Here is a 20,027-nt window from a genome sequence, read left to right on the forward strand (position 1 = left end):
TAATGGACCTCCATATTTATCTATAAATTAACATTCTTTTTAAAATTGTTTAGTTTTTCCAAACCTTATCTATTTTAACAAAACCCGAACGATTTTCAAAATGTTTTGACTCAAAAATGAGTAAAAATTTTTAGCTAAAATTGTTTTAATTCTGAAAGGATTTCACCCATAGATCAGGGCATCAAAAAACCTTGATTTATCACTAAATCGCAAGATCAAACTTCAACTGTGGCTTCACTGGGTCATAATCGACAAGTTCAAAATCTTCTGGTTTGATGTCAAAGAAATTGGTCCCGTCAGGAACATTCAAGACCAAGCGCGGTTGGCAATCAGAGGGCTCGCGACGAAGCAATTCTTCTGCTTGTTCGAATTGGTTGTCATAGATGTGAAGGTTATTAATGAAGTAAAAGAACTTGCCAACCTTCCAGCCAAAGTGTTTAGCAATCATCATCTGTAGGGCTACATATTGCATAGCATTGATATGGTGGGCCACCAACATATCATTCGAACGCTGGGTCAAGGTTGCATCTAGATAGATCTCCCCATCAACGCGCCGTACGTCAAACATAGTCTGGAAAGCACAAGGCAAGAGTCCGTCGGTCTCCTCAAAAGCATCATAATCCCAGAGCGAGATGATATTGCGGCGATTCCAAGGATTGGCTTCTAATTGCTTGAGGATCTTATTCGTAATGTCATGCTTTTTGACGACAGCTCCGTAGCGTTGTCCAATCGTCCGGCTATCTCCTACTTCCCAGTCATTCCAATAATGGACATTGTACTTGTCTTCTAAAAGATCCAAGCTATTCGACTGATCCTGGTAGATCCAGAGCATTTCTTTGATAGCTGATTTAATCGCGATGGGACGAAGGGTCGTGATAGGGAACTCACCTTTTGCGAGGTCGAATTCCATAAAGGCTCCCGTGATGTACTTGGAGTTGGCCGTTCTACCATCCTTGTACTTAGGGCGCGCCTGCTCTGACCAAACTCCTTCTTCCATGATTTTTCGAATGTTTTCTTTAAAAATTGTATCTGCTTTTGTCATATACTCTCCTTGAATCCAGTTTTGTCTTCATTATATCACAGGAGACAGAAAAAAAGGAGATCCCAGCACGTGCCAGATCTCCATTTCATCTTATTGTAATACAAGGGATGCAGCACCGATCACACCGGCGTCATTTCCCAAAGTAGCAAGTGCCAATTGAGTAGATTCACGCACTTGTGGGAATGAGTTTTCTTCAAAGACCTTGCGCACACCATCCAACAAGAAGTCTCCAGCAGCAGAAACCCCACCACCGATAACGATCTTAGATGGGTTCAGGGTTGAACCAATGTTAGCAGCAGCAAGTCCGAGGTAACGTGAGAAGTTCTTGTAGACGATCAAAGCAAGAGCATCGCCTTCTTTTGCCAGGTCAAAGACCGTTTTAGCCGTTACTTCTTCTCCGTTGTCGATCAAGACTTTCAATTGAGCGTCCCCTTCGTACTCATCTGCGTAGCGACGAGTCAAGTTGACGATCCCAGTTGCAGATGCAACCGTTTCAAGACAGCCTTTTTTACCACAGGTACATTGGATTGGATCATCAAAGTCAACAGTGATGTGACCAAGTTCCCCAGCAGCTCCACGTACACCGTGCAAGAGACGACCTTCAGCGACGATGCCGCCGCCAACACCAGTACCAAGTGTCATGAAGACAACATCTGGTTGGTTTTCACCAGCCCCTTTCCAACGTTCACCCAAAGCAGCAACGTTGGCATCATTATCGATAAAGAATGGAATATGAAGGGCAGTTTCGATCTTTTCTTTGACTGGTTGAAGGGTCTTCCAGTTCAAGTTGTAGGCACCGATAACTGTACCTTTTTCACGGTCAACGACACCAGGTGATCCCATTCCAATTCCTTGGAACTCAGAAGCATCAAGCTCAAGCATTTTCAAACGATGCGCGATGGATTCGATCATATCATCTACGATATGGCTACCTTCATCCAAGATATTTGTTTTAATAGACCATTTTTCTTGAACTTCCCCATCCAAAGTAAGGATGGCAAACTTAATTGAAGTTCCCCCAAGGTCAATCCCAATAATTTTTTTAGACATCTGTAACTCCTTTCAAACTTGTAAACACTTACAGTTCTATTATATCAGACTTTTTATCAAACGCAAAGGTTTGCACGTAACTTTTCTTAACTTTTTAACAAGAGACTAAAGGATTGAAATCCTAGAATGAGGAAAATCAAGCCAATAATATTTAAAAGAAAGACACTAATCGAGAGTGGGCTAACAATTAAGAATAAACCGATGAAGAGCTGTAGCAAGGCAAAGAAAATATAACGCTTGGACAGTTCTTCAACCTTTCTCGAGTAGAAATTGGCTTTTCGGAAGTTTAGAATCGAACGGTAGATCAGCCAAATTCCTAAAGTGACTGGAAAGACAATCGGCAAGGTCTTGTAGCCATAGAGCAGTAAGTAGACCGCAAAAACCAAGGCGACCATACTATGAAAGAGCTGTTGCTGCTGAATGATACCAGCCTGACGCAATCGGTAATAGCGTGAAAAACGCGAAAGGGAGATTAAAAAGAAGCCACAAGATATCAACCAGCTAAAAGAGCCAATGTGCTCAATTGGATTGATAAACAAGACGATACCGATAATGGTAAAAATAGTGGCTGAAATCCCAAGGGATATCCGGTTCAATTGATTCATAGGGCCTCCTTATTCATCTAATTCGCTCAGATATTCATAGCGATCGTACTTCTCAAGTAGTCGCTCATTTTCCTGATCCAATTCCTTTTGAAGAGCTGACAATTTGCCAAAGTCAGAGCCGTTTTCATTCATCTCCACTTCAATCTCTGCAATTCGATTTTCAATCGCTTCGATATCTGCCTCAATACTTGCCCACTCTTGCTTCTCCATGTAGCTCATGCGCTTCTTCTCTTCTTTTGGCTTGACAGGTTTTTCTTTTTCAAGCTTGTGACTGGCCGTTACCTGGGCTGCTTCAAAGGCTTTTTCATCCAGGTAATCCGTATAATTGCCAAAGAACTCCCGAATGCCCCCGTTTTCAAAAGCCAGGATCTTGCTTGCCACCTTGTCTAGGAAATAGCGGTCGTGGCTAACGGTAATAACGGGACCTCCAAAGTTTTGAAGGAAGTTTTCCAAAACCGTCAAGGTGGCGATATCCAAATCATTGGTCGGCTCATCGAGGAGAAGCACATTAGGTTTTTCAATCAAGAGTTTTAAGAGAAAGAGCCGTTTCTTCTCCCCACCGGAGAGTTTTTCAATCAAGGTTCCGTGCATGGAACGTGGGAAGAGAAATTGCTCCAAGAGATCTGCGATCGAAGTCGTTCCGACGGTCGTTTTTACTTCCTCGGCAACTTCTTGCAAGAAATTAATCACGCGCTTGCTTTCATCCAACCCATCAATCTGTTGAGAGAAATAAGCCACCCGGACGGTTTCCCCGATAATGACTTGCCCAGACTGAGGATGGAGTCGCTCAGTGATCAGATTGAGCAGGGTTGATTTGCCGACGCCATTATCCCCGACGATCCCGATGCGGTCCTTGTTTTGCACCAAGAGGTTAAAGTCATGTAAAATCGGCTTATTTTCAAAAGCAAAACTCACACTCTTAAACTCGATGACTTTCTTTCCGATCCGGCTGGTCTCAAAGTTCATCTCCAAATCCGTCTGGTTGCTTTGACCAGACAAGTCTTGCTTAAGATCATGGAAACGGTTGATCCGAGCCTGTTGCTTGGTCGCACGCGCCTGGGGTTGTCTCCGCATCCAGGTCAACTCCTGCTTATAGAGTTGCTGCTTCTTATGAAGAAGGGCTGCATCACGCTCATCTTGCTCAGCCTTTAAGCGGACATAATCCTGGTAATTGCCTTGATACTCAATCAAACTAGCTCGATCCAACTCAAAGATCCGTGTTGAAATATTATCCAAGAAATAACGATCGTGGGTAATGAAGAGCACGGTTTTCTTAGAGTTCTTCAAGAAATTGGTCAGCCATTCGATGGTATCAATGTCTAGGTGGTTGGTCGGCTCATCTAGTAAGAGCAGATCGTGGTGAGATAGCAAAACCTGTGCCAATTGCACCCGACGACGCAAGCCCCCAGATAGATCCCCAACTTTGGCGTTCAAGTCTTCAATTCCAAGCTTTGAAAGGACTGTCTTAACCTGACTCTCGATTTCCCAAGCATTGAGCGAATCCATCTCCGCCATGACCTTTTCAAGACGTGCTTGGTTCTCTTCTCGGTAATCCGCCATCAAGAACTCGTAATCGCGAATCAGCTGCATTTCGCGTAAATCACTAGATAACACTGTATCCAGAACCGTCTTTTGATCATCAAAGTCTGGTTCCTGAGTCAAATAACCAATCGTATAATCACTCTTTGCAGAAAAAGGACTCACATCTCCATCAAAGCCAGAGCGACCTGACAACACATCTAACAGAGTGGTCTTTCCAGTCCCATTGACCCCGATCAATCCGATTCGATCCAAGTCGTGAATGATAAAGGAAATCTCACGAAAGACGGTCTTATCTCCGACAGATTTGGTTAATTTATCGACAATAAAATCGCTCATTTTTCCTCCTCTTTTGCTTGCTGGATATAGGCGATGATGGCCTCTTTTTCATTGGCCAGTTCCCCATCGACAATGGCATATTCGATCTTTGTCAAAATGTCTCCTAAGGCTGGACCTGGTTGAAAGCCGTAGTCTTTGATCAGCATACCGCCATTAACCACTACTTCATGCTTATCATGAATGGTCAAGCTATCATAGACGCGCTCGATGGCCATATAATCCACACTCAAGGCATACGCTTCACGGAGCTCTTCAGCTAGTAGCAACAAAGGCTTCTCATACTTGTAGCAGGCACGCTTGTCTAGACTTCCTTTTCCTCGGAGCTTTAGAATCTCCACGATCTGCTCCACCGTCTTGGCAAACTCTCTAGACGTCTTCCATTTCTTAAAGAATTTTGGAATATCTTGAATCTCTAGTGCTAAGACTAAAGCAGCCCAGGCTTGCTCAGAAGTTGAAAAGGTATATTCCAACTCTATGTCAAACAAACGCTCAAGTGCTTCTTTGCGATCCTTCATTTCTGGTAGATAGTGATAGGCTTTGCTTGAAAGCATGGCCTCCAAGCCTTGTCTCCAATATGGAGAAAGTAAGAGCTTATCGAACTCGATGAAAGTGCGCTCAACAGAGATTTTCTCTAGCAAAGGAGCACACTCCTTCATAGCATCAAAGGTTGCGTCTTCTAATTCAAAGCCAAGACTGGCTTGAAAACGAAAGCCTCGCATGATGCGGAGCGCATCTTCATGAAAGCGTTCACAAGGAAGCCCAACGGCCCGAAGGACCTTGTTTTCTAAATCTTCTAACCCCTGAAAGAGGTCAACAATCTCTCCTTTTTCATTTAAGGCAAAGGCATTGACGGTGAAATCGCGGCGCTTGAGGTCTTCTTCTAGTGAGCGGACAAAAGACACGGAGCTTGGACGGCGATAATCGACATAGACATCCTCTGTCCGGAAGGTCGTAATTTCATATTCTTGACCATTTTCAAGAACCAAGACGGTCCCGTGTTCGATACCGATATCTACTGTTCGATCAAAAATCGCCTTGGTTTCCTCTGGATAAGAGGAGGAAGCGATATCGACATCGTGAATCGGACGATCCAAGAGAGCATCTCGGACAGATCCTCCCACAAAATAAGCCTCAAAACCAGCTGCTTTAATCTTCTCTAATATTGGTAAAGCCTCCTGAAACTCAGAAGGCATCTTTTTTAATCTCATAGTAAGTGTTCCAAACCATAGACAAGCTCATGACGCTTGACAACTTCTTTAATCCCTAGATTTACTCCTGTCATGAAGGAAACACGATCATAGGAATCATGACGGAGAGTCAAGCCTTCACCTTGGCTACCAAAAATCACCTCTTGGTGAGCCACTAGGCCAGGCAATCGAACCGAATGGATGCGCATCCCTTCAAAATCTGCCCCTCTTGCTCCAGGCATCAACTCTTCTTCATCTGCTGCACCTTGCTGGATTTTCTCGCGCTTCTCAGAGATCAGCTCAGCTGTCTTAATCGCTGTTCCACTCGGTGCATCTTTCTTCTTATCATGGTGCAATTCGATGATTTCCACATTTGGGAAATACTTGGCAGCTTGCGCTGCAAATTGCATCAAGAGCACAGCTCCAATAGCAAAGTTCGGAGCAATCAAGCCACCTAAATCCTTTTCACGCGAAAGCTCTGTCAAATCCTGAATCTGCTCAGGCGTAAAGCCAGTTGTCCCTACAACAGGAGCAAAGCCATTTTCAATTGCAAAGCGAGTATTCTCGTAAGCAACCTTTGGCATGGTAAAGTCCACCCAAACATCTGCTTCAAGACCCACGACATCTTCTTTGCGGTTAAAGACAGGGACTCCTGCGACGTCAGTCTCATCTGTGAATGGATCGATCAAGCCAGCTAATTCTAGCTCAGGATCTTCAGAAACCATCTGGTAGGCTGCTTGTCCCATTCTTCCCTTGAAACCTGCGATAATGACTTTAATTGACATAGAATTCTCCTTAAACGATAGGGATATACCCAACTGCTAAGCTATGGTCACCTAAGTGCGTCCCAATCACGCCTCCAAAGGTGGCAAAAGGAATTTCTCCCTCTACCCCTTCAGCCACCAACATCTGACGAAGCGCTTCGGCTTTTTCAGGTACATTAGCATGGATGATAAAGACTTGGTAATGCCCTCCGGTGAGTCCTTCATCAACGATTTCCACCAAACGTTTCATGGCTTTCTTTTCCGTACGGACTTTTTCAAAAACTTCGATGACACCTTGGTCATTAAAGTGAAGGATCGGCTTGATACTCAAGAGATTGCCAATGATGGCAGCGCCATTTGACAGGCGTCCCCCCTTGACCAAGTGATTCAAATCATCGACCATAATATAGGCAGTGGTCCCATCAATCTGGTGTTGGACATTGGCCACAATCTCATCAAACAAACGACCTTCACCAGCCCATTTCAAGCAATCTTCTACCATCATTCCTAATGGAGCGCTAGTGATTTTTGAGTCAGGAAATTCGACGGTCAAGCCTTCAAATTCGTCCTTCAAATATTGGATATTTTGGTAGAATCCAGAGATACCTGATGACAAGAAGAGACCAAGAGCATGCGTATAACCTTTAGCTGTCAAACCAGATAAGAGTTCTTCTAACGCTGCCACACTCGGTTGGCTAGTCTTTGGTAATTCCTTAGACGCAGCCATCTTTTGATAGAACTCGTCATGTGTCAGATTCTTCCCTTCCACATAGGATTCTCCATCGATATAGATCGGAATGTCTAAAATAAATAAGTCGTCGTGATGGAGAAGGTGCTGCGGTAAATAGGCAGACGAATCCGTAATCACTGCTAATTTCATTGATTAAAACTCCAAATTAATACCCGGTAAATCAAGGGCAATTTCTGTAACTTCATAAGTCAAACGGTTGAGCATATCTAAGCAAGGACGAGCCAATTCTTCCACTTCGTCTTTGCTGAATTCGCTTGGTTCATTGACATAACGACCAAACAAGTGGTTAATTTGAGTGATGGTTCCACTGATCACAAAGCCGTCAAATACAATCATGTAGCTCAAAATCACAATCAAAGACGTTGTATTTTGTTGTTGATCACGATTGATTAATTGAAAGTTTACATCTACTTTTGTTTCGGGAATGCCATTTTCTTTTTCCCACTCAAAATTACGAGCGTCATAGTGGTATTGGCTGACAAATTCTTTTTCACGTTGAATATCCATTTTTATTCTCCTAAAAATATGCGATAGGCTTATTATATCATAATTCAGCTCAAGATACCAACGCCGAATGAAGTGAATTTTTCGCTAGTACAAGAAGAAAAAGCCGGGGAAGCCCGACCATTCTTTAGACAGAGGATAACGAATTCTGATCAATTATTAGCTTGTTTGGCTTATTATCCTTTTGTCATGCTCGAAAAAACAAGATAAAGGCTTTTGAATGACGATTAGTCATATAAAAACCACCCACCATCTCTTAAAATTCTTATAGGTTGCATTTCATAAATTCCAAATTCCTTTGGTGTGCTGTTAGCATTATCTAAAGAAAAACCAACCATGAATTTCGTTTGTTTATTCTGATTCACCTTTCCTCTCAGTGTTAACATATAGCCACCACCATGAGGTGTCCCATTGCCTACCTGACCAACTTCCATACTATCCCAATCAAACTGGACACTATCAACTTTCGGGCTCATCGATTTTACAAAATCGGCCATATCTTTTTCGTGTTCCTTTAAATAAGCTAGTTGCTTCTTTCTAGCGCTAAGTTGCTTACTTGGGTGCGTGTCATTTGAAAAGATATTTTGTTTTTGACTAGCGATAATCACACCTCCTGCTAATACAGAAGTGATTGCTAAAAGAATGACCAATTTCCCTTTTTTCATGATCCGTCCTCCTTGAAAAGGAAAAGTTATAATAATTGTATCGAAATCTATAGAGATAAGCAACTTCATCACTAGTTGGTGTTTTTGCGCAGTAAAAAAGGTTGGGCATTCCCAACCTTTTCGTCATGATTAGTTTTTAGGTTTGCGAAGCAATCCGAACAAGATACCACTTACGACTGCACCGATCAATACGAACAAGATGTAAAGAAGCGGATTTGAAGTAAGGGCAATAACGAAGATTCCTCCGTGAGGAGCCATAAGTTTCAATCCTGCGAGACCAACAAGGGCACCTGTCAAAGATGAACCTACGATGAAGCTTGGAATCGCACGCGCTGGGTCAGCTGCACCAAATGGAATGGCACCTTCTGTGATGAAGGAAAGTCCCATAACAATGTTAGTCAAACCAGAATCGCGTTCTTCTTTAGTAAATTTATCTTTGAACAAGACTGTAGCTACGAATACTGCCAATGGAGGAACCATACCAGCTGCCATAACGGCCGCCATAACAGTAGAACCACCACCAGAAAGAGCTGAAGCTGTCAAAGTACCTGTACCAAATACATAAGCTGCTTTGTTAACTGGTCCACCCATATCGACAGCCATCATACCACCGACAAGAAGACCAAGAAGAACTGCTGAACTTCCTCCAAGATTTGTAAGGAAAGTATTCATTCCAGTATTAATTGCTGACATTGGAATGTTCAATACAAACATAATTGCTGCGGTAAGTCCAACACCAAGCAATGGCAAGAGAAGAATTGAACGGATACCGTCTAGTGAACGTGGAAGGCCTGCAAGAACCTTACGAAGAACAAGAATCACTCCACCTGCAAGGAAACCACCAACCAAGGCTCCAAGGAAACCGGAACTTTGCGCGGCAGGAATAGTTGCTTTAGTAGCTCCGTATGCAACATTTCCAAGGGCTGCACCACTATCAGCAATAGCACCAGCTACAAAACCAGCAACCAAACCTGGTTTTTCTGCAATAGAGAATCCAATAAATCCAGCTAGAATTGGCAACATGAAACCAAAGGCAGCTTTACCGGCAGTCATGAAGTAAGCAGCAGGCTGGTTATAAGAACCAAGTTGTTTCAAAGACTCAAGGTCAGTTGGCACACCCATGATTTGATCAATCAAGAAGGCAAGGGCAATCAAGATCCCACCACCGATAACGAATGGAAGCATTTGAGAAACCCCACTCATCAAGTGTTTGTAGAAGGCTCCACCTAAGCTCAATTTTTCTTGGCTAGCGCTTGCTTCTGCCGCATTTTCAGCGTGGAAGACATCTGCTTTGCCATCCAAGATGGTTTGAATCAATTCTTCTGTCTGACGAATACCGGCTGCGACTGGTTTAGAGATCAATTTTTTGCCATCGAATCGAGCTGTTTCAACTGCTTTATCTGCTGCAATAATGACTCCTTCAGCTTTTGCGATTTCTTCAGCTGTCAATCGGTTTCCGACACCTGATGCCCCATTTGTTTCAACACGAACCGTAACACCCATTTCTTCACCTTTTTTGATGAGGGCTTCTTCTGCCATGTAAGTGTGGGCGATACCAGTTGTACATGCTGTAACGGCAACGATGAGAGGCTTGTCAGATGAAGTTGCTTCTTTGACTGCTTCTGCTTTTTTCGCTTCTTCAGCGGCAGCTTCTTGCTCTTCTGCATCAAAGGCTGCGATCACTTGATCAGGAGTGCTTGCTTGGCGAAGTTTGTCTGCAAATCCTGGTTTCATCAAGTACTTAGACAATTCAGCAAGGGCTGCCAAGTGAGTGTCATTTGCCCCTTCTGGAGCTGCGATCATGAAAAACAAGTCTGTTGGTTGGCCATCAAGCGAAGCATAGTCCACACCCTTGTTTGATTTTGCAAACAAGACCGTTGCTTCTTTGACTGCTTCATTTTTGCTGTGGGGCATAGCAATTCCGTCACCCAAACCAGTTGAAGTTTGTGCTTCACGGTTCATGATTCCAGCCTTGAAGGTGTCAAAATCTGTCACCACACCATTATCAACGAGCGATTGAATCATCTCATTGATCACGCCCTCTTTATCTGTTGCTTGAAGGTCAAACAACATCACGTTTTTATTTAAAACGTCTTGAATTTTCATAGTTTTTCTACCTCTACTTTTTCATAAGTTTCTTTTATATAATCAGCTGTTGCCAAATCATCTGAGAAAGTGGTCGCTGTTCCACAAGCCACTCCCCATTTGAAGGCTTCAATAACATCTCCCGTCGTTGCGAGCTTCCCAGTGAAGCCTGCTACCATGGAATCTCCAGCTCCAACAGAATTCTTCACTTCCCCTTTGATTGGTTTTGCGAAGTAAGTGCCGCTTGGACTGACCAGAAGAGCACCATCACCCGCCATGGAAATAATGACGTTTTGTGCACCCTTGGCCAAAATTTCTTTGGCATAGCGTTCAATTTCTGGCAATTCCGTCAAGGTAACGCCAAAGATATCTCCCAATTCATGGTTGTTTGGTTTGACCAATTGGGGATTGAACTCCAAGGAATCAATCAAGGTTTGCCCTTCAAAGTCGCAAACGACTTGCGCTCCTGTCGCACGAGTTGCTGCGATCAATTGTTTGTAAATGGCATTTCCAAGTGAAGATGGGGCAGATCCTGCAAAGACTACCACATCATCTGCTGTTAAGCTTGATAGGATGCTGAGTAATTCTTGCAACTGCGCTTCTGTCACTTCTGGACCGTTCCCGTTGATCTCTGTTTCTTGATCAGCTTTGATCTTGACATTGATCCGGGTATCCTGATCCACTGTCACAAAGTTGGTTGAAATGGCTTCGCTAGTCAGTACGTCTTCGATGAAGCGTCCTGTGAAACCACCGATAAATCCAGTCGCTGTGTTCTCAATATCGAGCCGCTTCAAGACACGACTGACATTGATTCCCTTACCACCGGCGAATTTATCTTCCGAAGCCATCCGATTGACCGCTCCAGTCTCTACATGATCGAGACGGACAATATAGTCAATTGCTGGATTCAGTGTTACTGTATAAATCAAACCTCTATAACCTCCGTTTTTTCTTTTAAAACCTTTAATCGTTGCGGTTCACATTGATTGGTGATAATCATGGCTCGCTTGATAGGAGCCACTTTGACAAAGGATGTCACGCCAATTTTCGAATCATCCGCTAGGATATAGGTTTTTTTTGCATTTTCGATAATCGCACGCTTGACAGATCCTTCTTCCAGGTCTGGAGTGCTGTAAAATTCATCATCGATTCCATTCATTCCAAGAAAGGCCTTGTCAAAATTCAACTGACCGATCTGATTGAGGGCGATCCCTCCGATACTAGCATCTGTAGAAGATTTTACCTTCCCACCGATGATGACCGTTGGAACATTTCGCTCGACCAACTTGGTCGCATGGTGAATCGAGTTGGTCACCACGGTTATTGTTGGATTGACAATTTCTTGTACCAAAAGTTCATTGGTCGTCCCGGCATCGATAAAGATCACATCATGATCTTTGATCAATTCCGCCGCTTTTACAGCGATCTTTGACTTAACTTGAATGTTTTTGATAGATTTTTCTTTATTGCTTTCTTCCTCTTGAAGAAAATGCAGGCTTTCCGCACCGCCGTGAACCCGGCGAAGTTTACTTTCAGCTTCTAATTCATCCAAGTCACGTCGAACCGTTGATTCAGACGTCCCTAGCTCTTGTACAAGGGTTTCTAAGGAAACAAATTTTTCCTTCAGTACCTTCTCGAGGATGAATTGTTTTCGTTCAGACTTAAGCATTTCTCCTCCTTTTGCAATCGATTACAAGGACTATTATACTCCATCTCCAAAAAATGTCAACACTTTTTATCATTTTCTATCATTTTCTTTCAAAAATTCTAAAATTGTACAAAAAAAGAGCAGGAAAGAACTCATTTTGTTAAGCGAGTTCTTTTCCCACCCTCATATATCTTCTTTGAAGAGTTTAAGCAATAAAATTTCTAAGCATCCACTCTATCTTCGGTATGTCTTAATCATTTTTTGATGATTGTTTCTTTTTCTTGAAACCAAACAATCCAGCAAGTAGCCCGACAGCAACACCTGTTGTTGCTACTGCATATTTAGAAGAATCTGCACTTGCCACAGCTTGACTGTTTTCTTTTTTCGGTTTGATTTCTTCTACTTTAGCTTCTTGTTTTGGCGCTGGACTAGCTGTTGGTGCTTGCACTTGTGGACTATTGCTAGTTGTTGGAAGAACAGTTGGTCTATCCGAAAAAGTAGTTGGATTGCTTGAGCGGATATCCATTGGCATATCTGCTGCTTCTAAAATAGCTGGATCTATCCGTGAGGCTAGATCTTCATATTGGGAATTCAACAGTTCCACGACACTTTGATAAGATTGAAGGGTTGTAAATTCTGCTTCCAATTTTTCTTTTTTATTCTCTAAATTAGCCACCGCAGCTGATAAAACAGATTGGGCTTTGACCAATAATTCTGGTGCATTTTTAAAGTCAGAAAGACGTTTTTCAGCAGCAACCAGGCGCTCTTGCGCCGCCTTCAAGCCCTCATGCGCTTCTTGAACGACTTGGGCTTTTTCTGCTTCTTCTGCTTTTAATCGATCTAATTTCTCACGCGCAGCTGCTAACAAATCTTTCGCTTTTTGAAGTGCTGCTTCTTTTGGTTGGATGGCTGCTTCAATCCGACCTCGAGATACATCAAGAGTCGCCTTCGCCTTTTCAACCGCATGGTCCTTGCTAACGAGAAGAATCTTGTAATTTTGGATGGTCTTTTGGACATTGGCCATTTCTACTGCCACATTCGAATTAGCATGGCGAGCATCTTCTAACTTGCCTTGCAAGATAATGATTTGTGACTCTTGATTGGCCTTGTTCAGTTTGAGATTAGCGACTTCATCAGATTTTGCTTTGACATCTGATCTTGTCGTCGTAGCCCCAGCTCCCTGACGCAATTGGTAAGCGAGTGCACTGGTTGACACTGCTGAATTGACCGGGCTGTGTAAGAAAGCTGCTTCTGACATGGCATTGCTAGGGTCATAAGCGACTGATAAAGCTGTCGCTTTGTTGTCTACCATTTGGAGATAGTGACCAACCTTAGCAAAGGCCTCAGCACCAATCTTCATATAGATATCGTTGGCATCGATTTGTGTTTCGTCTGTTGGTAAACCATATTGAGCTGCTAGGTCTTGATAAGCCGCTTTTTCATTGTACCAAAAGTCAACCGCACCAGCAGGTGAGAAGCCATAAGCGATGTTCTCGTTTGGCAAATACTTAAACATATGCCAGTTGGCTTTTTTGAAGTATTCCAACTGTACTTGGCTGGCAGGAAGGGAATAAGGATCCAGCTCCAATTCAGGTAAGCCGGCATTGCGACGATAACTATTAATGGCATCGGCAATTTCAAGAGCTCGGAGGTTGGCTTGCAAAGATCCAGACTCTCCAACTGTCAAGCCGTCTTCTTCCCGACCACGCTTGTAAAGGGCTAAAGCACTGGATGCAGCTTCATTACCATTGTCAGCCAAGTGTTGCAAATAACCTTCATAGGTTGCTTGACTCAACTGAACTGGGCTATTGGCCGCTGCTTGTTCTAAGGCTGCCAATTCTGCTTCTTTGGTTGCGATGACCGCTTTCAAATCTGTCAGACGCGTTTGAGCCAGTTGAATATCGTTCTCAATTTGAGCCACTGTATCTGAGCCAGTTTGCTGACTCGCTTGCAAGGTTGCAAGGTAATTCTGAGATTCTCGGATACTTTGCTCTACTTGACTTTGCTCCAACAAAGCCTGGTTGAGCACATTCTCATCATTTGAAATCGGTGCTTTGGCTTGGTTCAATTCATTTTGTGCTACATCGACCAAAGATTCCTGAGCCGTAACTTGATTTTCCTGTTGACGAACAGCCTCTACGACTTGGTCATGGGCAGCTTCTGCTTCTCGAACCTTATTTTCTTCGATAGTCACATAGGCTTGAGCCACCTTGACGTCATTTTCTGCATTTTGAACTTGGGCATCCGAAGTTGTTGCGATGAGGTTTTCCGCATCCGTCACTTCTGCTTTCTTTTCTTCCAGCTCTTGTCCAGCAGCCTTGACTTCCGTTTGAGCATCGATCACTTTTTGCTCTTGGTAGTGGACATCTTTGACCACTTGGCCTTTTTGAGCTGTGATTTGCTTCAACTCATCAACCGTAATTGGTTTTTCGACTACTTCCGTACTATTGGTTTCTGCATTTTCATTTTGCTTCACCTCTTCCGCACTAGCCTTGTGATTAAACATACCAGATAGGACCGTTGTTGCAGCAATCCCAGTCGTGAAAACCGATTTTCCTAATTTCTTTCCCATTAAACTCACCCCCAAAACTTAATCATTTTCTTGAAGTTTCTCTACCCCTTAGCATACCACATTTTGTTACCAATAACTAGTAGGTTTAAAAAGTTTTTTTCATAATTTTTTTAGGCAAAAGAAAAACAGCTGACGCTGTTAGTCTTCTTGTTTAATTTGTTCCAACATCTTCTCTTCTTCTGCTGTCAACTCATAGTTTTCTAGCAAGTCTGGCCGACGTTCTAAGGTCTTTTTCAAACTCTGATAGAGGCGCCACTGACGAATATTTTCATGGTGACCGCTCATGAGAACATCTGGAACCGTCATCCCTCTGTAATCATAAGGTCGTGTGTATTGAGGGTATTCTAGAAGCCCAGATGAGAAACTGTCATCTTGGTGGCTGGACTCTTTTCCAATCACTTCTGGAATCAAGCGGACTGTCGCATCGATCATGGTCATGGCAGCTAACTCCCCACCGGTCAGGACGTAATCTCCAAGAGAAACCTCATCTGTCACCAAGGTCTTGATTCGTTCGTCGTAGCCCTCATAGTGACCGCAGATAAAGATCAATTCCTCCTCTTGAGCCAACTCTTCTGCATAACGTTGATCAAAAGTCCGACCCGCTGGATCCAGTAAGATCACGCGCGGATTCTTTTTCTCAATGGCATCAAAGGCATCAAAGATCGGCTGAGCACGTAGAAGCATCCCTTGGCCGCCCCCATAGGGCTCATCATCCACATGCCGCGCCTTCTCTGCATTTTCGCGGAAATTATGGTAGTTGATCTCTAATAGACCTTTTTCACGAGCCTTTCCAACGATGGAATGCTCAAGGGGTGAAAACATTTCTGGAAAGAGGGTTAAAATATCAATCTTCATCGTCTAACCCTTCTAAGATGTCCACATCGACTCGATTGCCTGGGATATCGATATTGAGCACCACTGGTGGGATATAAGGCAAGAGAAGGTCTCGTTTGCCTTTCCGTTTGACCACCCAGACGTCATTGGCACCTGGTTGAAGGATCTCCTTGATCTGACCGATGAGCAGGTCATTTTCATAAACATCAAGGCCGATAATCTCGTGGTAATAAAACTCTCCCTCGTCCAAATCTGTCAAGTCTTCTTCGGCAACCTTGAGGCTAAAACCCTTGAACTTTTCGATGGCATTGATATGGTACATATCCTTAAACTTGATGATATCGAAGTTCTTGTGCTTCCGATGACTAGCAATGGTCACCGTTTGGACAAACTGATCTTTCTCATCAAAGAGGGCTAACTCCGCTCCTTTTTTAAAGCGCTCATCCGCAAAGTCCGTCACAGACAAGACCCGCATCTCTCCTTGCAAGCCTTGGGTATTGACAATTTTCCCAACGTTAAAATAATTCATTTTATTCTTTACATTCCTCTTTTAATTAATTTATCTCTACAGTTCTCTAATAAGAGCTGCAATTTTTTCCGATTCTGACCACTGTAGATAGTGGTGGTTTCCACCTAAAATGAGTTTTGTATTAGAATTACAATATTCTGAATCTCTGTACTCTTTTTCTCTGTACGCCTGACAAAATACGAAAACAGGAATATTATCTGCTAAGGACAAACTATCAAAATCTTCAGCGGTAATAGTTACAGATATCTGAAATCCAGGAACTTGCTTTTCCAATTCTAAGCCCTTTTCTTCCATCAATTCCCAAATCAGTCTTTCAGTTTCAGGTTCAAATGTTGCTTGAGTTAGTCCCTTAAAATAATTTTCCGGACCACATTCTTCAATCATCCTCATTTGTTCTTCCATTTCTGGATAAGGATTTTTTGAAAAATCAGCAAACATTATATTTTTTGTTGTTGGTTCAATTGCTATCAAAGCTTGACACTTAATTGGTTTACTCATTAACTTTAAAGCCAAAACACCACTTAAACTATGAACACAAAGTATATAATTGGAAATTTCCAATCCTTTCAGGATTTCGTATACCGCTTCAACAAGATTATCCAAAGTAAATCCTGTTTGACTATGAATCGGACTCCTACCTGTATTCGGAAAATCAATCGTTAAGTAACCTATTGAGGAAGGAAGTTTTTCAAGTATTGGTAGGAAATTTTCATAACTTGGTATCAAACCAGCACCATTTAAACAAACTAGTACTTTATTTCTCTTTTTATAAGTAACAGAGAGACAACCAATCTTTGTAGTTACTTCAAATCGGTTCATATCAAAATAACTCTTTCTAAACAACAATTCACTTAACATTCTTAGGTTTTATTTTATCACGTTCAAGGGATTTTCTCAAATGCTCTTTTTTGCTAAAAAGCCTTCCAAATCTTGTTCATGCTGATACTTGATGGCTGCCTTCTTGTCTTTTTCAAAAATGGTCTTCGTTAGGTCGATATGGTTGATAGCTGCAATTGCCACTGTGTAGTGAATGATATCTGCCAACTCCTTTGCCAATTCCTCGTTTGAATCTTGGACACCTTCTTTTCTACCTGAACGCCCATTTAAAACCTCAGCGACTTCTCCAACTTCTTCTACTAGTTTGATAAAAAGTCCTTCTTCTGTTCTAGATTGTTGGTAATGATCAAGTAAGTATTCCTCTAGTTGTCTAACTGTTAAATCTTTCATTCCTTCTCCTTGCAAAAAAAAGCGAGACCTTGTCCCGCTTTTCTTATTTTTCGTCAATAACGATTCTTACTTTTTTATCTTCAGTTGGGACAGAGTAGACAATCGTTCTTATCGCAGAAATGGTGCGACCTTTCCGACCGATCACTCGACCAACATCGCTAGGATCAAGGTCAAGGTGGTACTCCAAGAGTTCAGGAGTATCTTCGATCTTGATGGTTAAGGCATCCGGTTGTGAAATCAAAGGTTTCACAATTGCAATAATAAGATTTTCAATCGTATCCATACGTCAACCTACTTTATGATTATTTTGAGAATTTAGAATCGTGGAATTTCTTCAAGACACCTTCTTTTGAAAGGATGTTGCGAACTGTATCTGAAGGTTGAGCTCCATCAGCCAACCATGCAAGAACGCGGTCTTCTTTCAAAGTTACTTGGTTTTCTTCAACAAGTGGATTGTAAGTTCCAACTGTTTCGATGAAACGACCATCACGTGGTGAACGTGAATCTGCTACGTTGATACGGTAGTAAGGTTTTTTCTTAGAACCCATACGAGTCAAACGAATTTTAACTGCCATTTTTATAAGTCTCTTTTCTATATTTTAATTTTCGGTGAAATAGACAAGCTATTTAGCACATGATCTATTATAACACATTTTATAGACCTGTCAAGAAAAAAACTTGACACTATTAAAAATTTTTTATTTTATCAGTAAATCGGCGATTTCTTGATAGTTGCTAACGGTATAAGTCGGTACTACCAGGCTGGTATTTTCCTTACGATCAGGATTATACCAGACGGTATCAATCCCCGAAGCATTTCCTCCTGCGATATCCGCCGTCAAGGAATCTCCGATCATAAGGGTCTCTTCCTTGCTAAAACCTGGAATCAGTTGGCCAACTTTGTCAAAAAATGCAGGTTCTGGTTTCTGAGTATGAAGCTGCTCAGAGATAAAGACCTCTTTGAAATAAGAAGCGATTGTAGAGTGAGCCAAGCGTCCTTCTTGAATGGCAGTCACTCCGTTCGTTGCACCATAGAGCTGGTAACCTGCTTTTTCAAGTCGAGCCAGTAAGTCCTCAGCACCGGGGAAAGACTGCCCTTGAAGACTGATGTAATCTTGGTAGTGAAGAGCCATCTCAGCCCCATCAACAGAAATCCCAAAGTGGGCAAACCCAATCGCAAACCGACTATCCACTAGTTCTTGCTTGGTCAACTTCTTTTGTTCCAAATCCTTCCAAAGACCTTGGTTCATGGGTTTGTAGTAATCCTTAAAGGCCTGTACATATGGAAAATTCATGTCTTCTAACATCTGCGTCAAGGCTGTTTCTTCAGCAGATTCAAAGTCCAACAAGGTATGGTCCAAATCAAAAAGTAAAAATGTATATGCCATTACAAACGATCCTTCAATTTTTCTACAAATAAATAAGCTGCTGGGCAAGTGAGGGTATTCTTGATGGTCAGATGGTTGATCTGATAAATCTTCTTGCGATCTGTGTGAGGGAATTCCCGACAAGCTTTTGGGCGTACATCATAAATGGAACAGAGATTGTCCCCACCAAGAAAGGGGCAAGGCATGGATTTAAAAACCTTGTCCCCATCTTCATCGACTTGAAGAAATTCCGCCTCAAAGGCGGGAAGTTTCATCTTAAAATATTTGGCGATCCGTGTGATATCGGCTTCCTTAAAATCGGGCCCTAAGGTTTTGCAGCAATTGGCACAAGCCGTACAGTCGATTTCTTGGAAAACTTCATCGTGGATTTCTTGCGCTATTTTATCTAAATTCTTAGGTGGTTTCTTCTTGAGATTCGTCAATACCTTGCGGTGCTCCTTTTGCTTTTGGAGAGCTAACTGATGGTATTTTTCAATATCAATTTCCTGTGTCATCCTCTATTTCCTCTTCTAAACAATAGAAAGATTATACCACAAAGACTCTAAAAAAAGATAGATCCTGAGATCTATCTCACTTGATTAATCCGTTACAGCACCTGTTCCGTCTAGGCTCCAAGTGTTTTCGACATAAGGAGTAAATTGAGTTATTGTTTTCTCAAATCCTTCAACAACAATCAAATAAACCTTATCATCTTTTTGGAATACCCAACCAGCAACCTGCAGGCCTGACTTGAGAAAAATATGTATTTTAAGCGACTCATTTCCTCCAACAGTCGTCGTAGATTTTGTCATTTTCTCAACAATTTTATAATCATTCCACCTACTCTCCAATCTTTGAGCTATTAGCTCTGCATTAAATTCCACTCCTTCAGGGACATTTGCTTTTTCTCTAGTGGCAGCATTTAAAACAATAATATTGAAGGCGTTTTTATCTGTATACTGAATATTATCTCCGACTTGGATACTATCATTCTTTTTCCAGTCACTTGGAATATTGACATAGCCATAATCTGCTGATCCAATTCGTTTCGTTTTCACATTCCCCTTATCACTATCTGGAATTTTTTTCTCTACATTACTACTTGAATTTGTTGTCTCTCTCACCACATTAGCGGAACTAGATGCTACCGATGATTTACTAGACGCTTTCTTTGGACTAGTACAAGCAGAAAGGCTTACAACAGACAAAAACGTAACAGACGCGAGTAGGAACTTATTTTTCATATTCTCTCCTCAATGATGTATTTACTTTCCTCTAGTCTACCATGATTTTCTAGGATTTGAAAGTGCGATTTCTAT

The 20,027-nt window shown here is 42.2% G+C and carries 22 protein-coding genes; all 22 read right to left on the reverse strand.

Annotated elements, in window-relative coordinates:
* Window positions 1-202: 202 nt before the first annotated feature.
* The gene (locus LPB220_RS06075; protein ID WP_150906156.1) at window positions 203-1,042 is read right to left on the reverse strand and encodes a thymidylate synthase; all 840 of its coding nucleotides are present in this window, start codon (window positions 1,040-1,042) and stop codon (window positions 203-205) included.
* 90 nt (window positions 1,043-1,132) lie between these two features.
* The gene (locus LPB220_RS06080; RefSeq protein ID WP_031573100.1) at window positions 1,133-2,092 is read right to left on the reverse strand and encodes an ROK family glucokinase; all 960 of its coding nucleotides are present in this window, start codon (window positions 2,090-2,092) and stop codon (window positions 1,133-1,135) included.
* An 86-nt stretch (window positions 2,093-2,178) separates the two neighbouring features.
* On the reverse strand, window positions 2,179-2,697 hold the full coding sequence (locus LPB220_RS06085; RefSeq protein ID WP_024055631.1) for a hypothetical protein: 519 nt from the start codon (window positions 2,695-2,697) through the stop codon (window positions 2,179-2,181).
* Window positions 2,698-2,706: 9 nt separating this feature from the next.
* A complete protein-coding gene (locus LPB220_RS06090) occupies window positions 2,707-4,575 on the reverse strand; it encodes an ABC-F family ATP-binding cassette domain-containing protein (protein ID WP_150906158.1) in 1,869 nt (622 codons plus the stop codon).
* Complete coding sequence (locus LPB220_RS06095) at window positions 4,572-5,783, reverse strand: CCA tRNA nucleotidyltransferase (RefSeq protein WP_150906160.1); 1,212 nt, start codon at window positions 5,781-5,783, stop codon at window positions 4,572-4,574. The genes LPB220_RS06090 and LPB220_RS06095 overlap by 4 nt, the downstream gene beginning before the upstream one ends.
* Window positions 5,780-6,547, reverse strand: coding sequence for a 4-hydroxy-tetrahydrodipicolinate reductase (gene dapB / locus LPB220_RS06100; protein ID WP_150906162.1), 768 nt, complete (start codon window positions 6,545-6,547; stop codon window positions 5,780-5,782). Before dapB ends, LPB220_RS06095 begins: the two co-directional genes overlap by 4 nt.
* 10 nt (window positions 6,548-6,557) lie before the next feature.
* Window positions 6,558-7,406, reverse strand: a complete 849-nt coding sequence (locus tag LPB220_RS06105) for a DegV family protein (RefSeq protein WP_009731098.1) — start codon at window positions 7,404-7,406, stop codon at window positions 6,558-6,560.
* 3 nt (window positions 7,407-7,409) lie between these two features.
* Window positions 7,410-7,784 carry a DUF1149 family protein gene (locus tag LPB220_RS06110; RefSeq protein WP_009731099.1) on the reverse strand — a complete coding sequence of 125 codons (375 nt, stop codon included), beginning with the start codon at window positions 7,782-7,784 and terminating at the stop codon, window positions 7,410-7,412.
* A gap of 224 nt (window positions 7,785-8,008) precedes the next feature.
* The gene (locus tag LPB220_RS06115) at window positions 8,009-8,446 is read right to left on the reverse strand and encodes a hypothetical protein (RefSeq protein ID WP_150906164.1); all 438 of its coding nucleotides are present in this window, start codon (window positions 8,444-8,446) and stop codon (window positions 8,009-8,011) included.
* Between the two features lie 129 nt (window positions 8,447-8,575).
* Window positions 8,576-10,552 carry a fructose-specific PTS transporter subunit EIIC gene (locus LPB220_RS06120; RefSeq protein WP_150906166.1) on the reverse strand — a complete coding sequence of 659 codons (1,977 nt, stop codon included), beginning with the start codon at window positions 10,550-10,552 and terminating at the stop codon, window positions 8,576-8,578.
* Window positions 10,549-11,460 (reverse strand): 1-phosphofructokinase, encoded by a 912-nt coding sequence (gene pfkB, locus LPB220_RS06125; protein WP_150906168.1) that lies wholly within the window; start codon window positions 11,458-11,460, stop codon window positions 10,549-10,551. Before pfkB ends, LPB220_RS06120 begins: the two co-directional genes overlap by 4 nt.
* The gene (locus LPB220_RS06130) at window positions 11,457-12,200 is read right to left on the reverse strand and encodes a DeoR/GlpR family DNA-binding transcription regulator (protein ID WP_150906170.1); all 744 of its coding nucleotides are present in this window, start codon (window positions 12,198-12,200) and stop codon (window positions 11,457-11,459) included. Before LPB220_RS06130 ends, pfkB begins: the two co-directional genes overlap by 4 nt.
* Before the next feature lie 229 nt (window positions 12,201-12,429).
* Window positions 12,430-14,751: a CAP domain-containing protein gene (locus LPB220_RS06135; RefSeq protein WP_150906172.1), complete on the reverse strand. Its 2,322-nt coding sequence runs from the start codon at window positions 14,749-14,751 to the stop codon at window positions 12,430-12,432.
* Between the two features lie 138 nt (window positions 14,752-14,889).
* Window positions 14,890-15,606, reverse strand: coding sequence for a tRNA (guanosine(37)-N1)-methyltransferase TrmD (gene trmD, locus LPB220_RS06140; protein WP_150906174.1), 717 nt, complete (start codon window positions 15,604-15,606; stop codon window positions 14,890-14,892).
* On the reverse strand, window positions 15,596-16,114 hold the full coding sequence (rimM, locus tag LPB220_RS06145; protein WP_150906176.1) for a ribosome maturation factor RimM: 519 nt from the start codon (window positions 16,112-16,114) through the stop codon (window positions 15,596-15,598). Before rimM ends, trmD begins: the two co-directional genes overlap by 11 nt.
* 36 nt (window positions 16,115-16,150) lie before the next feature.
* On the reverse strand, window positions 16,151-16,933 hold the full coding sequence (locus tag LPB220_RS06150) for an alpha/beta fold hydrolase (protein WP_150906178.1): 783 nt from the start codon (window positions 16,931-16,933) through the stop codon (window positions 16,151-16,153).
* A 75-nt stretch (window positions 16,934-17,008) separates the two neighbouring features.
* Complete coding sequence (locus tag LPB220_RS06155) at window positions 17,009-17,341, reverse strand: MazG nucleotide pyrophosphohydrolase domain-containing protein (RefSeq protein ID WP_150906180.1); 333 nt, start codon at window positions 17,339-17,341, stop codon at window positions 17,009-17,011.
* 43 nt (window positions 17,342-17,384) lie between these two features.
* Window positions 17,385-17,624, reverse strand: coding sequence for an RNA-binding protein KphA (gene kphA, locus LPB220_RS06160; protein ID WP_150906182.1), 240 nt, complete (start codon window positions 17,622-17,624; stop codon window positions 17,385-17,387).
* Window positions 17,625-17,643: 19 nt separating this feature from the next.
* Complete coding sequence (rpsP, locus tag LPB220_RS06165; protein WP_006596292.1) at window positions 17,644-17,916, reverse strand: 30S ribosomal protein S16; 273 nt, start codon at window positions 17,914-17,916, stop codon at window positions 17,644-17,646.
* A 123-nt stretch (window positions 17,917-18,039) separates the two neighbouring features.
* Window positions 18,040-18,729: a YjjG family noncanonical pyrimidine nucleotidase gene (locus tag LPB220_RS06170; RefSeq protein ID WP_150906184.1), complete on the reverse strand. Its 690-nt coding sequence runs from the start codon at window positions 18,727-18,729 to the stop codon at window positions 18,040-18,042.
* Window positions 18,729-19,223 (reverse strand): YkgJ family cysteine cluster protein, encoded by a 495-nt coding sequence (locus tag LPB220_RS06175; protein WP_003016346.1) that lies wholly within the window; start codon window positions 19,221-19,223, stop codon window positions 18,729-18,731. Before LPB220_RS06175 ends, LPB220_RS06170 begins: the two co-directional genes overlap by 1 nt.
* An 84-nt stretch (window positions 19,224-19,307) precedes the next feature.
* Window positions 19,308-19,952 (reverse strand): hypothetical protein, encoded by a 645-nt coding sequence (locus LPB220_RS06180; protein WP_070466026.1) that lies wholly within the window; start codon window positions 19,950-19,952, stop codon window positions 19,308-19,310.
* Between the last annotated feature and the right edge of the window lie 75 nt (window positions 19,953-20,027).

It is taken from the genome of Streptococcus sp. LPB0220 (assembly GCF_008727815.1).
Taxonomy (GTDB): domain Bacteria; phylum Bacillota; class Bacilli; order Lactobacillales; family Streptococcaceae; genus Streptococcus.